Source organism: Pelagibacterium sediminicola (genome assembly GCF_003390885.1).
GTDB lineage: Bacteria > Pseudomonadota > Alphaproteobacteria > Rhizobiales > Devosiaceae > Pelagibacterium > Pelagibacterium sediminicola.
Genome location: NZ_QMEL01000003.1, coordinates 258220 through 273668, shown reverse-complemented (window position 1 = coordinate 273668; position 15449 = coordinate 258220). Strand labels below are relative to the sequence as shown.

The window sequence follows — 15449 nt, the reverse complement described above, 5'->3', positions numbered from 1 at the left end:
GCGGGTTCGGTCTGGACCCGGGGAATGAATCCCGGGGTGACAAGCGGGAATGGGCAGGTATCGGCCAAAGCCACCAATGTCATTCCGGGACTCGTTCCCGGAAACCAGCGCGATCCAATCCCAACCGCCGCATCGTCATGTTCTCGGCATGGCCTTATCGCGCAGGAAGCGCTTCATGGCGGCGATGCGGAAGGGAGCGTTGGGGGCGCCGTAGCCTGCGTAGTCGCCTCGGCGCTCCACTATCTCGAAAAAGAACCCTTCGCCGAACGGTTCGGAGTAGGCCTGCAGGAATTCCCCGCTCCCATCGCGGTCGTAAAGAAGGTTCAGCGCCTTGAGTTCGGCGGTAAAATCGTCATCAAGGTCGAAGCGCGCCTGCAGATCGTCGTAATAATTGGGTGAGACGGTCAAAAGCCTGATCCCGTTACCGGCCAGCGTCCTTACGGTCCGCCTTATGTCGCGGCTCGTGAACGCTACATGCTGTATGCCGGACCCGAATGTTTCGGCAACGAAGTGCCCCGCCAGCGTACGATGATTTTCCGCGCCGTTGAGCGTAAGCCGCAAGGAGCGGTCCTCGTTCTCGATCACCTGGCTGCGCACCAGACCCGCCGGATCGGGGATGTCGACCATAGGCAGTTTCCGGGTCGCAAGGATCGAGCGATAAAAGAGGATCCAGGTCAGCATCTCCTCGTAATTCATCGTCTGAGCGACGTGGTCGATACCGGCAAGACCGGCATCCGCTTGAGGAGTGGTATCATCGGGGGGCACGAACTCGCGTTCCCAGACCTCGGCCAGTTCGCTCACCGTGTCGAGGAAATAAAGAACGCTTCCGCCCATGCCGCGAATGGCCGGAACATCGATTTCATCGGGGCCGATGGGCTGGCTGAACAATTCCGCGCCCAAGGCTTTTGCGCGCGCGACCGTTGCGGCGGCGTCCTCCACCATCAGGCCAAATGCATAGGCCGAAATCCCGTGCGCAAGATAGGCCGAATGGGCCAGTCCGCTGCGTTCGGTGTTGATGACGATATTGATTGTGCCTTGTCTATAGAGTGTCACGGCCTTGGTGATGTGGCGCCCAGCTCTCCGAAACCCGAGGCTCAAGAGCAATGCGCCCAACGTTTCAGCCTCGGCATCGTTGCAGGCAAATTCGATGAAGGCGACACCTTTTACCGCTACCCGGTCCGGCAGCGAAGGCGCTGGCGTTACGCCCGGTTCAGCGCGCGCGACCTGATCGGCAAGGAACATGAGGGCACGATGGCCGTCGCGGGCCACGGCCTGTGGGGCGCGTCCGCGGAACTGGTCGTTGAAGATTTCCAGCGAATAGGGGCCGGAATAGCCGGTCGCCGCGACCGCCGCCATGAAGTCGACGACAGGCAGATCACCCTGTCCGGGCATGTTGCGGTAGTGGCGGCTCCAGTGGAGCAAATCCATGTCCATCGCCGGTGCGTCGGCCAATTGAACGAAAAATATCTTGTCGCCAGGGATCGCGCGGATCGAATCCGAGGGGATGTCGCGTGAGAGTGAATGAAAGCTGTCAAGGATCAGCCCGACATTGGGATGCTCGGCGCGGCGTACGATCTCCCAGGCGTCGCGGTGGTCCCTGACATGACGGCCCCAAGCAAGCGCCTCATAGCCGATGCGCAGGCCGCGCCCGGCGGCGATGTCGCCGAGCGCGCGCAAATCCGCAGCAGCGCGATCAATACCGCCGAGCGCATGGGGAGAAACGCTCGAGCAGATCAGCACAAGGTCGGTGCTCAGCCGCTCCATGAGGTCGAACTTGTGCTGCGCGCGGGAAAAGGCCGCTTGCCGCAACGGTTCGGGCAGGCCCTCGAAATCGCGAAACGGCTGGAAAAGGGTAATATCCAGTCCATGATCGCGGGCCATGGCGGCAACGTCTTCGGGCGTCTTGTCGAACGTCAGGAAATCGGCCTCGAAAATCTCGACCCCATCGAACCCGGCAGCGGCAATTGCGCTCAGCTTTTCGGGCAGGGTGCCGCTGATCGAAACCGTGGCAATCGAGGTTTTCATTTCAAGGTCCTTATACGAACTGGTTAGTTCATATTATGGATGATCCATGGGGGCGTCAAATTGATACGGAGGGCTTTTGGATCGTTTCAGGTTTTGATCGAAACGATCGGCTTGTCTCCGTCGCTATCCCGGGCTCGACCCGGGATCCATAGCGAACCATCCAACACGGCGGACTTTGCAGCATGGGCCCCGGCTTTCGCCGGGGCAGCAAAGGAGCTTGAAGCTCATTCCGTCAAAACCTGAAATGATCTGGCTGGAGAAGCATCGGTATGCTCTGGCGCTGGGATTTTTGCTCCCCGCGCAGAACGGTTCCACGAGCCATCATTCGGCAAGAAGTTCGGCTTTGATAAGATAGCGCGCCACCATGTCGACGCTTCTGGAGCGCAGCGAGGCGAGGTTTTGAGGTGAGCCGAAATCGCGACCGAACAGTTTTGAGAAGGTCGTGCGGTTGGAGACGTTGAAAAAACACAGCGCGCTGATCTGCCAGTGTATCTCCAGCGGATCCAACCCGGACCGGAACATCCCTTCCGCCGTACCGCGCTCATAAAGGCTGGCGATGCGGGCGATCGCCGTTTGGTTGACGTTGCGCAGCACCGAAGACCGTTCGAGATAGATGCCGGCGTGGATATTCTCGATCATCACCATGCGGATGAAATCCTCATGGGCGTGGTGGTGGTCAAACGTGAACTCAACGAGCCGCTTGAGCCCTTCGCGCGCAGGCAGGTGATCGATCTCCAGCTTGGCCTCGCCCTCACGAACGACGCGATAGGCGTTTTCGAGGCACGAGACGTAAAGCCCCTCCTTGTCCCCGAAATAATAATAGATCATGCGCTTGCTCGACCGGGTCTTTTCCGCGATCTCATCGATCCGGGCCCCGGCGAGCCCGCTCTGGGCGAACTCGTGAGAGGCGACCTCGATGATATTCTGCCGCGTGCCTTCCGGGTCCTGGGCTCTTATTGATGCCCTTTTGCCCCGTTTGGTCTGCATGGTCGTCATGCCTTCACTTCTCCTGCCAACCAATCCCGATTGACTAAACTAACCAGTTCGTACATTAGTCTGATTCCGCATGCCATTTAGGTGGACGCAGGCAAACAAGACAAGGGTGCGCGGATGAATTTGCGCCCCACGGGTACAATCTGACGCGTTTCGAGGCTGGGCGGTCGCCGTTCATGGGCCCGAAAGAGCGAAACATGAAAACTGAAAAAATCTGCTTGGACGTTCGAGCAGACACGGGTCGAGCAGGGAGTGGGGTTATTGAGCCCAGTCGACAGCCAATCTGAACTGGTCGGCCTGATGGCGCGGCAAACGGTGCCGGTGGACGGCAATGCCATCAGGGTAGGGCTTGTCGGGCGCGGCATCGGCGCTTCGCTGACCCCCATAATGCACCAGCGTGAAGGTGCCCGCCTCGGGCTCGAATATGACTATATGCTGCTCGACTTCGATACGCTGGGCCTTGAGAATGCCGATCTTGCCCTTGTTCTCGACCACGCGAGAAAAGCCGGTTTTGCCGGTCTGAACGTAACATATCCCTTCAAGCAGCAGGCCCTGGCGCTGCTTGACGAGATTTCTCCGGATGCAGCCGGTATCGGGGCGGTCAACACCATCGTCTTTGAAAACGGCCATACCGTCGGGCACAATACCGATTGCTGGGGCTTTGCGGAAAGTTTTCGCCGGAACATGGGCAGCGCCCCACGCGACAGGGTTCTGCAATTGGGGGCGGGGGGAGCCGGTGCCGCGGTGGCGCAAGCCTTGCTTGGGCTCGGCGTGGACCGCCTCGCCATTTTCGATATCGACGAGGGCAGGGCCGTCGCGCTCCGTGATAAGTTCGATGGGCAGTTCCCGGGGCGGGTTTTTGTTGCTACCGATCTGCAAAGCGCGATCCGCGCGGCCCAAGGGATCGTCAACACCACCCCGGTGGGCATGGCCAAGCTCCCCGGCACTCCGCTCGATCCCCGGACCCTCGACCCGGGGCAGTGGATTGCCGATATCATCTATTTCCCGCGCGAGACACAGTTGCTCGCCGCCGCGCGTGAAAGAGGGTGCCGTGTGCTCTCGGGGGGAGGCATGGCGATTTTTCAAGCGGTCAGGGCGTTCGAGCTGTTCAGCGGACGCACGCCCGACCCTATGGAAATGGCGCGAACCTTCCAGGCGGAAGCCTGAGAGGATCAGGCGATGCGGCCGCTGGCCAGCACGTGATCGATCCCGGCAGTGATGTGCAGTGCCAGCTTGCCGGCCGCAGCGGGAATGTCGCGCTTGAGGGCGAGATCGAACAACTCGCGGTGATCGTCGGCGACGGCCCGCCCGCGAAAGCTGGCGGCAAGCATGTGATAGCGGATGAACTTGTCGAATACGGAAGCGTGCATCTCCATGAGAGCCTGCGAGCCGCAGGCCGAGATCAGGGCCGCATGGAAATCGAAATCATAGCGCACCCATTCGAGCGTTCGCGATGTATCGCCCGCGACCAGCTTTCCTTCTATCGCCGCAAGCTTGTGATGGGCGGCAACGACCCGCCCTTCCCAGTCGAGATCGCCCACGGCCAACGATTTGGACAGCGCATGGGTTTCCAGCACAAGCCTGAGTTCGCCTATTTCATGCAATCCCGAGGCGGTTGCGCGGGCAACTTCGAAACCCTTTTGTCCCTCGGCCTCCACGAATCCTTCCGTCGCCAGCCGGTTGAGAATCTCGCGCAGGGTGCTGATGCTGGCGCCGTAATCGCGCTTAAGGGCCTCCAGTCTGAGCCGGGATCCGGGCTCGAGGTCGCCCGCGATGATATCGGCGCGCAGACGGACGAAGGTCTGTTCGGCGATGCCGTAATGGTCGTCGCCCGATGTGATGGGAATGATGGTCATGGTGATAATCGGTTTATCTGATAATTTCTAGAATATCATATGAAAAAGGATTTGACAGAGAAATTTTGAAGGCCTTAACCTGCTGCAACATGCAAACCGCACATTGACTTGTACGAACTGTTTCGTACACAATGAGTCGAGTGGCACCAGACGAGTGTCCGGTATTGGGTCACGGGAGTGAGCCACAACCTAAACCAACCGGTTATGCCGGTACGACGGGAGGATTTTGGGAAATGAGTTTTGATTTTACGCGCCGCGCCGTGCTTCTGGGCTCGCTGCTTCTGGCGGGGACGGCGGCTTTGCCGGTCATGGCGCAGGACGTGCCCACGCTGCGTTTTTCGGCGGTGGTTTCCGATCAGGACATTCGCGCCTCGATGATGAACCAGTTCGCCGATCTCGTGCGCGAATACGCAAATGTCGAGAACTATTTCGGCGCGACCATGTTCCGCCAGGGCACCGAGCTGGTTGCCCTGCAGCGTGACAACCTCGAAATGGGCAACATCGCTCCTCAGGATATTTCCGAGCAGATTCCGGAATGGTCCATCCTGACTTCGGCCTATCTGTTCCGCGATGCCGCGCACCTGCGGACCTTCTTTGACAGCGAGATCGGCGAAGAGTTCAAGGCGATGGCCGAAGACCGGCTGGGTATCCGCATTCTCGGCCCCACCTATTTTGGTGCGCGTCAGGTCGGCCTGCGCGGCGACAAGCAGATCACGACGCCCGAGGACATGGCGGGCATCCGCTTGCGCATGCCTGGCGGCGACGCATGGCAGTTCCTCGGGGAATCGCTGGGTGCCAACCCCAACCCGGTCGCCTATGCGGAAGTCTACACCGCGCTCCAGACCGGCACGATCGACGGGCAGGACAACCCGCTGCCCAACGTCCAGAACATGAAGTTCTACGAAGTGATGGATCAGATCGTCCTGACCTCGCATCTGGTGGGTTACGACCTGTTGGTTATCTCTCAGTCCGCATGGGAAAAGCTCTCGCCGGAGGGGCAGGAAGCGGTGCAGGCCGCTGCCGATCAGGTGATCGAGTGGAGTGAGAACATGCACCTCGAGATGGAGGCAAGCCTGCTCGATGAGTTCCGTGCCGCCGGACTCAATATCTATGAGCCCGATCGCGACGCCTTCCGCGTCTATGCGCAGCAGCACTATCTCAACTCCGACATTTCGGCGAGCTGGCCCGAAGGGGCTCTCGAGGCGATCAACGCACTCTGACCGGCACAAAGGCGCCGCGGGCCGTGTCCCGCGGCGCCTTTGTCATTTTCGGCTCCCGTCGGTCCGGCTATCCTTGCCGGACCGATAGTGAGGAGGGCTTCCCGGATGGACCGTATTGCGATGATCGGGCGCTGGCTGTACCGGCGTGCCGAGAATATTCAGGCGCTTATGCTCGGGGTGATGTTCTTTGCCTTCATGGCACAGGTTACCCTGCGCTATCTTTTCAATTTTTCGACCGGCTGGAGCTTTGAGCTTACGGTCGTCATGTGGTTGTGGATGGTTCTCTGGGGCGCGGCGTTCGTCGTCCGCGAGGAAGAGGAGATCCGGTTCGACCTGCTTTACGGCTCGGTACGCGAAAGCGTCCGCCGTATCTTCACGGTCATTACCTCACTCGCCCTGATCGGCCTTTACCTGTTCTCGCTGCCCGCCATCCTCGACTACGTGCTGTTCATGAAGGTGCAGTCGACCGCCTACCTCAAGATCCGGTTCGACTACCTCTTTTCGATCTACATCCTTTTCGTTCTGGGCGTGGTCTGCCGCTATGTCTGGATTCTGTGGACCGCGCTGCGTAACCGGCCGCGCAAGCGGGGGGACGACCCCAAAGCGAGTTCGACTCTATGAACCTGTTCGATCCCTTTGTCGTTTGCATCATCACGCTGGTGGGACTGGCGCTTTTCGGCCTGCCGATCGGGCACTCGATGATCGCTGCTTCGATCCTCTATCTCTTTCTTGCCGGCCTCGACATGGGAACGGCAGCCGAGCAACTGCTCAATTCCATGTTCACGAGCTATACCATGCTCGCGGTGCCGCTGTTCATTCTTGCCGCCGAGTTCATGAACTCGGGCTCGATGACGATGCGATTGCTTAATTTCTCCAATGCTCTTGTGGGACGCTTCCGGGGCGGGCTGGCGCAGGTCAATGTGCTTCAGAGCCTTCTTTTTGCGGGCATGTCCGGCTCTGCGATCGCGGATGCGGCGGGCATGGGCAAGGTCATGATGAAGCTTATGACCCATAATGGGAAATATACGCCGAGCTTCGCCGCTGCCCTCACAGCCGTCGTCGCCGTCGTCGCGCCGATCCTGCCGCCTTCGATCCCCATGGTCATCTACGCCCTCGTTTCAAACGTATCGATCGGATACCTCTTTCTTGCGGGCATCATGCCCGGCCTCCTGATCACGGTAAGCCAGATGATGTTGGTCGGCTGGAGCGCCAGACGCCAGAATTTCCCAACCGAACCTCCCGTGCCGCTGCGGGAGCTTCCTGGGCTCACTCTCAAGGCCATACCGGCATTGATGCTGCCTGTCGTGCTGATCCTGGGCTTGCGCGGGGGCATGATGACCCCGACGGAGGCAGCTGCCGTTGCGGCCGGCTATGCGCTTTTCGTCTCGATGGTCGTCTACCGCGATGTCGGCCTTCGGCAGTTCTACGACTCGCTTCAATCGGCTGCCCGCACGACGACATCGATCGGCATGCTGATCGCCGCCGCGCTGGTGTTCAACTACGTGATTACCGTCGAGAACATTCCCAGCAATATCAATCAGTTCCTGCTCAGCTTCGAGCTGTCGCCACTGATGTTCCTCTTGATGGTCAATGTGCTGTTGTTGCTTGTTGGTGCATTGCTTGAAGGCACGACCATTATCCTCATCGTCGTACCGGTGCTGTTGCCAACCGCGCATGCGCTGGGGATCGATCCGGTACATTTCGGGGTGGTTGTGGTGTTTAACGTCATGCTCGGGCTCGTCACGCCGCCGTACGGCATGCTGCTGTTCGTCGTCAAACGCGTCTCCGGCGCCCCCCTTGGCGCCATATTGCGCGACACGGTACCGTTTCTTCTGGGGCTGCTGGGCGCGTTGGTGCTCATCACGCTCGTTCCCGACATTCCTCTCCTCATCCCGCGCCTTTTTGGCTATTCGGGCTAATCCTTTCGGAAAACAATCATGACCAAACCGATCTATGTCCTCAACGGCCCCAATCTCAACCGGCTTGGCCTGCGGGAAACCGATCTTTACGGCACAACGACCCTGGCCCAGATCGAAGCGATGTGCCGGGAAGCTGCCGGGGAACGCAACGTAGAGTTCCGCCAGACCAACAGCGAGGAAAAGCTGATCGACTGGGTACACGAGGCGATCGACAGCGCAGGGGGCATCATCATCAACCCGGCCGCCTTCACCTTCACCTCGCTGGCGCTCTATGACGCGCTCAGGATGTTTGACGGGCCGATCATCGAGTTGCACATAACCAACGTTCACCGCCGCGAAGCGGTCTACCACCATTCCCATGTCTCGCGGGTCGCCACCGCTGTGATGGCCGGCCTGGGCGCCGAAGGCTATGGTGTCGCCGTCAGGGCCATGTGCGGTCGAACTGATCTTCTGTGATAGCCATGTCCGTTTTGTGGATGTGGCTATAGGCGCACCATACGTCTCTATTTACCAGCCTGACCTGCATGGCATAAGCTTCAAACGGCCGCGCATCCTTAGGGGAGGGTGCGTTCGCGCCGATGGTAGTACGCTATAATGGCAGATTCCGCAGATCATATCATGAGTGATCCACGGCTGGTTCAGCGCCGTCGCTGGCTGGCGTGGGGCTTCGTGGCGCTGGGGCTGCTCCTCGCCACGGCGGGATGGGGCAGTACCTATGCCACGCGATTCTATTTTTCGGAGGCCGAGGCGCGCGGCCAGAATACGTTGCGGCTTGCCACTGCCGTGCTGCGCGGGCAGCTCCAGCGCTATGAACGTCTGCCCGAGCTTCTGGCCGAGGACGAGGGCATAATAAAACTGGTGTCCAACCCGGATGACGCCGCTTTTGTCGATGAGATGAACCGGTGGCTCAAGGAGGTCAACGACCTGCTCGAATCTTCCGATCTCTACGTCATGCTTGCCGATGGCAACACCATAGCGGCGAGCAATTACGACACCAACGCCCCCTTTGTCGGCAACAATTTTGCGTACCGACCGTATTTCCTTGAGCCCATGGCGGGGCGGGAAGGGCGCTTTTTTGCGCTGGGCACCACCTCGTTCAAACGCGGTTACTATTTCGGGGCACCCATCCGGGCTGAAGGCAGAATCGCTGGCGTCGTGGTCATCAAGATCGATCTCGATGCCATCGAGGAGACCTGGCGGGGGGGAGATTTCGAGATCATCGTTACCGACCCCGAAGGGGTCATCTTCATGACCAGCAAGGCCGACTGGTTGTTCATGTCGCTGGCACCGGTGAGCGAAACTCTTCTGGAGCGCACGGCGGAAACGCGCCGCTATGCCGATGTTACCTTGAGGCACTTGCCTGCCGCTGAGCAAACTCATGACGGCGGTTTCAGGTTGATGAGTGTCGAAGCACATGCCGGTTCGACCCGCGAATTTCTCGTCCTGAACGAGGACATGTCCGAGGCCGGATGGTCGGTCAAGGTGCTTCTCGATACGGCGTCGGCGCGGGCGCAGGCCTTCAATACCGTCTCCATCGCCGTTCTCGCGCTTGGCCTTGTGACGCTCTCGATCGCCATCTATTTCCAGCGCCGGGCCCGCCTGCGCGAACGCCGGCAGATCGAGCGTGCCGCCCATGAACAGCTCGAACGCCGCGTCATCGAGCGCACCGCCGAACTGGCGGCGGTCAACACCATGCTCGAAGCTGAAATCGGAGAGCGCCGGACAACGGAACAAATGCTGCGCAAGACCCAGTCCGATCTCGTGCAGGCCGGAAAACTCGCCGCCCTCGGCCAGATGTCGGCCGCGCTCTCGCACGAGTTCAACCAGCCACTGGCGGCGACACGCAATTATGCCGATAACGCCCTCGTGCTCATCGATCGCGGCCGAGTGGAAGACGCCCGCGCCAATGTGGCGCGCATTGCGGGGCTGATAGAACGCATGGCCTCGATCTCAAAGCACTTGCGCAATTTCGCGCGCAAACCCAACCAGCGTCTCCGCCCCGTCGATTTTGGCCAGGTGCTCGCAGATGCCCTCGAGATCATCGGCTGGCGTCTCAAGGCCGGCGAGGCAACGCTTGCAATCGATCTGGGGGACACGCCGATCACCGTCATGGCCGGCCCGGTCCGGTTGCAGCAGGTTCTGGTCAATATCATCGGAAACGCCATCGACGCGGTGAACGAGGAGGAAAGCCGGACCGTCGAGATCACCGCGCGGCAAGATGGAGGGGAGGTGACCATCGCCGTCCGCGACCATGGGCCGGGGATCTCCTTGGGGCTGGGCGGCCGGATCTTCGATCCCTTCTTCTCCACCAAGGGGGTAGGGAAGGGATTGGGGCTAGGGCTTTCAATATCGTATAATATCATCAAGGATTTCGGCGGCGAACTTCTTGCAAGAAATCACCCGGAAGGGGGCGCTGTCTTCACCATCGTTCTCAAAACGGCGGATGCACCGGCCGGGTTGGTATTGGAGCCTGCCCAATGAATGCGGGGCATATCCTGCTCGTCGATGATGAGGAAGAGCTTCGCCTCTCGACGGCCCAGACGCTTGATCTCGCCGGCTTCGAGGTGAAGCATTTCGCCAACCCCGAACGGGTGCTGGAACTGGCCGGTTTCGGCTTTTCCGGCATCGTCATCGCCGATATCCGCATGCCGGGGATGGACGGGCTGACATTGATGAACCGGCTTCACGCCATCGACCGCGACGTGCCGGTCATCCTCGTTACCGGCCATGGCGATGTGCAGCTTGCCGTACGCGCCATGCGCGAGGGGGCCTATGATTTCATCGAAAAACCGTTTGCTTCCTCCCAGCTCGCCGAGATCGCCAGCCGGGCGCTGGGTTACCGGCGGCTGGTACTCGAAAACCGCGTACTACGCGCCGTTGCCGGGCAGCGCGACGATGTCGAGCAGCGGCTTGTCGGGCGCTCCAACGTCATGGTCGATCTCCGGCGCAAGCTGCGTACCGTTGCGCCGACCGATGCGGACGTTCTGATCGTGGGGGAGACCGGGTCGGGTAAAGAAGTGGTGGCCCGCGCCCTGCACGATCTTTCGCCGCGCGCCAACCGGCCCTTTGTGGCCATCAATTGCGCCGCGCTCCCGGCCAGCCTCATCGAAAGCGAACTGTTCGGTCATGAGGCTGGCGCGTTCCCCGGTGCGCTGCGCGCCCGTTTCGGCAAGTTCGAGCTGGCGCAGGGCGGCACGATCCTGCTCGATGAGATCGGCTCGATGCCCCTCGATGTTCAGGGCAAGCTCCTGCGCGTCATTCAGGAGCGGGTGATTACCCGGTTGGGGGCCAACGATCCCCTGCCGCTCGATGTGCGCTTCCTTGCCACCAGCAAGACCGGACTGGAGGACGACGTGGAGGCGGGGCGGTTCCGTGCCGATCTCTTGTATCGGCTCAACGTCATCACCCTTACCGTGCCGCCCCTTTCCGCGCGTCGCGAGGATATCCCGCTGCTCTTCATGCAGCTTCTGACCGAGGCGGCGGCGCGTTATCGCCGCGACCCCGTGAGCGTGTCCCCCCACGTGATCGCCGCTATCGCCGACCGGCAATGGCCGGGAAATGTGCGCGAATTGCGCAACGCGGCGGACCGCTATGCGCTCGATCTCGGCATGCCGGTCGTCGATCCGGACGGTTCCGGGGGCGAAGAGATCTCGAGCCGGCTCGCCGACCGCGTGGCCGCGTTCGAGAAGGGCGTCATCGAAAATGCCCTCATCGCTCACGGCGGCAGTCTCAAGCCGGTATACGAATCGCTGGGCCTTTCGCGCAAGACGCTCTATGAGAAGATGCAGAAATACGATCTCGAGCGCGCCAGGTTCGAGGCGGAGCCCGCCGAGGACAAATAGCGTTTACGCCCTTTGGGGTGGATTTCCACCCGCGCCACGGCGCCGATGTCACCAAATCCACCCATCGGGTCCTCCGGAGCGCGAAAAATTGCGCTTTTTCGCATTTGTGCTGTTGCAGAACCGGTTTTCCGCGCTTTCAGTGCGGCTGTGTCCGGCACTAAGGCAAGGGCTGGACGGGTCTCGTGCCCGCACATGCAAGACCAGATCTCAAGGGAGGATTACAATGCGCCTTTTTTCTCTTGCCGCGTTTGCGGCGGCGGCAACGCTTGCGGTAAGTCCGGCGATCGCGCAGGATCGTGATGGCTGGCCCTCGAGCTTGACCATCGGCACCGCCAGCCAGGGCGGCACCTATTTCATCTACGGCACCGGCCTCGGCGGATTGATCACCGAGGAACTGGGCATCAACGCTTCGGGCGAAGTGACCGGGGGGCCGGTGCAGAACGCCACGCTGGTCGAGACTGGCGATCACCAGGTTGGCCTCGTCACCATGGGGCCGGCCTACGAAGCCTGGACCGGGATGTCCGAACTCGCCCCGGGCCTCGAGCACAAGAATCTGCGCGCCCTGTTCCCGATGTACCAGACACCGTTTCAGGCCGTTGCGCTGACCGCGTCGGGCATTTCGGGGGTTTCCGATCTCGACGGCAAGCGCGTCTCGGTCGGCCCCGCCGGCGGCACCGCGGCGACCTACTGGCCGCGATTCTTTGAAATACTCGGCGTTTCGCCCGAAATTACCTATTCGGGGGCCAATGACGCGGTCGGCCAGGTCAAGGACGGCCTGATCGACACCTTCACCTTCGCCGCCGGCGTGCCTATCGCGGCGTTCGCGCAGATCGCCGCCGAGAACGACGTCCAGATCTTCGGGTTCACCGAAGAGGAACGTGGAAAAATTCTTGAGGTACGGCCCGAACTTGCCGCTTTCGACGTCCCGGCCGGCACCTATCAGGGGTTTGAAGAGGTCGGTCCGACGGTCGCGCTCTGGAACTTCGCAGTGTCTCACGCCGACATGCCCGAGTCTCTGGCCTACGAGATCACCAAGCTGGTGATGGAGAACACTGAGCGTATGGTTCAGATTCACTCGACCGCGGCGGAAACCATCCCCGCCAATGTCGACAAGAACACCTTCCTGCCGTACCACCCCGGCGCCGTGCGTTATTTCGACGAGATCGGCGTGGACATCCCGGACGAATTGCGCGGCTAACACACGCGACACCATTCGGGTAAACTTGCGGGCGGCGGATTCTTTGACAAAGAATGTGCCGCCCCTCTTTGTGGGAGGCCAGACGAAATGACGCAGACCGACAAGCAACAGGCAATGGCGAACGACGCCGGTCCGATGATTGCGCAGGGGACGGATGACGAGCCGCTCGCCACCAATCAGCGCGCGCCCATGGGCCGGTTGAGCTGGACCGTCACCGCGTTCTGTATTCTCTACACCGCGTTCCACATCGCGGTAATGAATCTTTATCCTCTGGAAACATGGACCTACCGCATGCTGCATCTTGCGGGGGGACTGTTCATCGGCTTTCTCATCTATTCCGCGCTCAACCTCACGGACGATGCACCCGCCACGCCCCGGCGCGGCCCGCTCGAATGGGGGTTGCTGGCCATTGCGGCGACCGGGATCGGATACGGTTTCCTGATGGTCGCCTATGCCTGGGCCGGTCTCTGGTTCGCCAATATCCGCATGCCCGATGCCTTCGTCTTCGGAACTTACGGCATTCCGTTGATCGTGGGTACTGGCGCCGCGATCGTTTCGGGCTGGGTCTTTGCCGATCGGCATCGCGAGCGCATCTATCTGGCCGACTGGCTGCTCGGTTTCGCTGCCATCGCCATGATGGGCTATATCCTGTTCAATGTCGGCCCGATCCGCTTGCGTGCGGGCACCGCGCTCGCCCTGCCGGCCGATTTTTACGCCGCGCTGGTCGGCGTGATGCTGATCCTCGAACTGACGCGCCGCGTGGCCGGGCTCGCGCTTGTCGTCATCGCCGGTGTGTTCATCGCCTATTCCTTCTTCGGTCCTTATCTTCCCGGCTTTCTCAACCATCGCGGCTATTCGCCCGAAAGGTTCTTCACCTATATCTTCACCGATCAGGGCATTCTGGGCGCCCCGATTGCGGTCTCATCGACCTATATCATCCTGTTCATCGCCTTTGCCGCCTTTCTCCAGGCTTCGAGGGTCTCGGATTATTTCGTCAATTTCGCCTTTGCCACCGCTGGCCGGGCACGCGGCGGACCGGCCAAGGTGGCCGTGTTCGCCTCGGGCCTGATGGGCATGATCAACGGCACCTCGGCGGGCAATGTGGTGGCGACTGGATCGCTCACCATCCCGTTGATGAAAAAGGTCGGATACCCGGCCAAAAGCTCCGCGGCGATCGAGGCGACCGCATCCTCGGGCGGGCAGATCCTGCCTCCGATCATGGGGGCAGGGGCCTTCATCATGGCCGAGGTTACCGGCATCGCCTATTCCGACATTGTGATCGCGGCGATCATTCCCGCTCTGCTCTATTTCGTTTCCGTCTATTTCATGGTCGACCTTCAGGCCGCCAAGCTCGACATGAAGGGCCTGCCGCGCTCTGAATTGCCCAGGTTCAGCGTGCTGGCGCGCCAAGTCTATCTTTTCCTGCCCATCATCATCCTGATCTTCACGCTGTTTTCCGGCTATTCGGTGATCCGGGCCGGGACCATGGCCATGGCGTCGGCAGCGGTCGTATCCTGGCTCACTCCCTACAAGATGGGCGTCCGAGCGGTGCTCAAGGCGCTAGACATGGCCGCCCGCATGGCGATCCAACTGGTGGCCGTCTGCGCCGCTGCCGGAATTATCGTCGGCGTCATCGCGCTGACCGGAGTCGGCGCGCGTTTCTCGACGCTCCTGCTCTCGATTGCGGAGGCGAACCAGGTGTTGGCGCTGTTCTTCGCCATGTGCATTTCCATCATTCTCGGCATGGGTATGCCGACGACGGCAGCTTATGCGGTGGCGGCAGCGGTAGTCGCCCCCGGCCTCGTCCAACTTGGCATCCCGGTTTTGGTCGCCCATTTCTTCGTCTTTTATTATGCTGTGATGTCGGCGATCACCCCGCCCGTTGCGCTTGCCGCCTATGCCGGCGCCGGGCTTTCGGGGTCCGAACCGATGAGTACTTCGGTCGAGGCGTTCAAGCTCGGGCTCGCCGCCTTTATCGTGCCATTCATGTTCTTTTACAGCCACGAACTGCTCATGCAGGGCGCCTGGCTCGACATCGTTCATGTCGCGGCCAGCGCGACGCTAGGGGTCTTCCTGCTTTCCTCGGCCGTGCAGGGATATTTCTTTGGCCGGATCGGCCCGGTTCTGAGGGCGATCCTTCTGGTGGCCGCGCTGGCAATGATCGAGGGCGGCTGGCTGACCGATGTCATTGGCCTCGCGGTGGGTATCGCGATCTATGCCTATCAGAAGCGGATCGTGACTCCCCGCACACTGGCCAAGGGATCGGACTGACCGACGATCGCAGGGCGCGCGGCCGGCTTATGCCTCGTTGGCGCGCGCGCCTTTATTTCCGCCCAGGTCGGCAATCGCTTCGACCCGCGCATGCGGCGGGTCGTGGTTCCGCCGGAAAATTGGAG

General features: G+C 60.9%; 12 protein-coding genes. 9 read left to right on the top strand and 3 right to left on the bottom strand.

What is annotated here, in order from left to right; all coding sequences use genetic code 11:
* Positions 1 to 135: 135 nt before the first annotated feature.
* Positions 136 to 2025 (bottom strand): bifunctional sugar phosphate isomerase/epimerase/4-hydroxyphenylpyruvate dioxygenase family protein, encoded by a 1890-nt coding sequence (locus DQG18_RS07520; protein WP_116653618.1) that lies wholly within the window; start codon positions 2023 to 2025, stop codon positions 136 to 138.
* Between the two features lie 321 nt (positions 2026 to 2346).
* Entirely contained in the window at positions 2347 to 3021 is a 675-nt protein-coding gene (locus tag DQG18_RS07515) for a TetR/AcrR family transcriptional regulator (protein WP_245958399.1), read from the bottom strand.
* Positions 3022 to 3318: 297 nt separating this feature from the next.
* Here DQG18_RS07515 and DQG18_RS07510 point away from each other — a divergent pair, with 297 nt between their 5' ends.
* Entirely contained in the window at positions 3319 to 4185 is an 867-nt protein-coding gene (locus DQG18_RS07510) for a shikimate dehydrogenase (RefSeq protein WP_198669711.1), read from the top strand.
* 5 nt (positions 4186 to 4190) lie between these two features.
* Here DQG18_RS07510 and DQG18_RS07505 read toward each other — a convergent pair whose 3' ends face one another.
* Positions 4191 to 4874, bottom strand: a complete 684-nt coding sequence (locus DQG18_RS07505) for a GntR family transcriptional regulator (RefSeq protein ID WP_116653617.1) — start codon at positions 4872 to 4874, stop codon at positions 4191 to 4193.
* A gap of 233 nt (positions 4875 to 5107) precedes the next feature.
* Between DQG18_RS07505 and dctP the strand changes: the two genes are divergently transcribed.
* The 8 genes from dctP to DQG18_RS07465 all read left to right on the top strand — a co-directional run bounded on the left by dctP (position 5108) and on the right by DQG18_RS07465 (position 15324).
* Complete coding sequence (gene dctP, locus DQG18_RS07500; protein ID WP_116653616.1) at positions 5108 to 6094, top strand: TRAP transporter substrate-binding protein DctP; 987 nt, start codon at positions 5108 to 5110, stop codon at positions 6092 to 6094.
* A gap of 105 nt (positions 6095 to 6199) precedes the next feature.
* Entirely contained in the window at positions 6200 to 6715 is a 516-nt protein-coding gene (locus DQG18_RS07495; protein ID WP_116653615.1) for a TRAP transporter small permease, read from the top strand.
* Positions 6712 to 8013 (top strand): TRAP transporter large permease, encoded by a 1302-nt coding sequence (locus DQG18_RS07490; protein ID WP_116653614.1) that lies wholly within the window; start codon positions 6712 to 6714, stop codon positions 8011 to 8013. The genes DQG18_RS07495 and DQG18_RS07490 overlap by 4 nt, the downstream gene beginning before the upstream one ends.
* 18 nt (positions 8014 to 8031) lie before the next feature.
* The gene (locus DQG18_RS07485; RefSeq protein WP_116653613.1) at positions 8032 to 8469 is read left to right on the top strand and encodes a type II 3-dehydroquinate dehydratase; all 438 of its coding nucleotides are present in this window, start codon (positions 8032 to 8034) and stop codon (positions 8467 to 8469) included.
* 162 nt (positions 8470 to 8631) lie between these two features.
* Positions 8632 to 10494 (top strand): sensor histidine kinase, encoded by a 1863-nt coding sequence (locus tag DQG18_RS07480; RefSeq protein WP_116653792.1) that lies wholly within the window; start codon positions 8632 to 8634, stop codon positions 10492 to 10494.
* A complete protein-coding gene (locus DQG18_RS07475) occupies positions 10491 to 11855 on the top strand; it encodes a sigma-54-dependent transcriptional regulator (RefSeq protein ID WP_116653612.1) in 1365 nt (454 codons plus the stop codon). The genes DQG18_RS07480 and DQG18_RS07475 overlap by 4 nt, the downstream gene beginning before the upstream one ends.
* A 223-nt stretch (positions 11856 to 12078) precedes the next feature.
* On the top strand, positions 12079 to 13053 hold the full coding sequence (locus DQG18_RS07470; RefSeq protein ID WP_116653611.1) for a TAXI family TRAP transporter solute-binding subunit: 975 nt from the start codon (positions 12079 to 12081) through the stop codon (positions 13051 to 13053).
* Positions 13054 to 13140: 87 nt separating this feature from the next.
* On the top strand, positions 13141 to 15324 hold the full coding sequence (locus tag DQG18_RS07465) for a TRAP transporter permease (RefSeq protein WP_245958398.1): 2184 nt from the start codon (positions 13141 to 13143) through the stop codon (positions 15322 to 15324).
* The last annotated feature ends 125 nt before the right edge of the window (positions 15325 to 15449 follow it).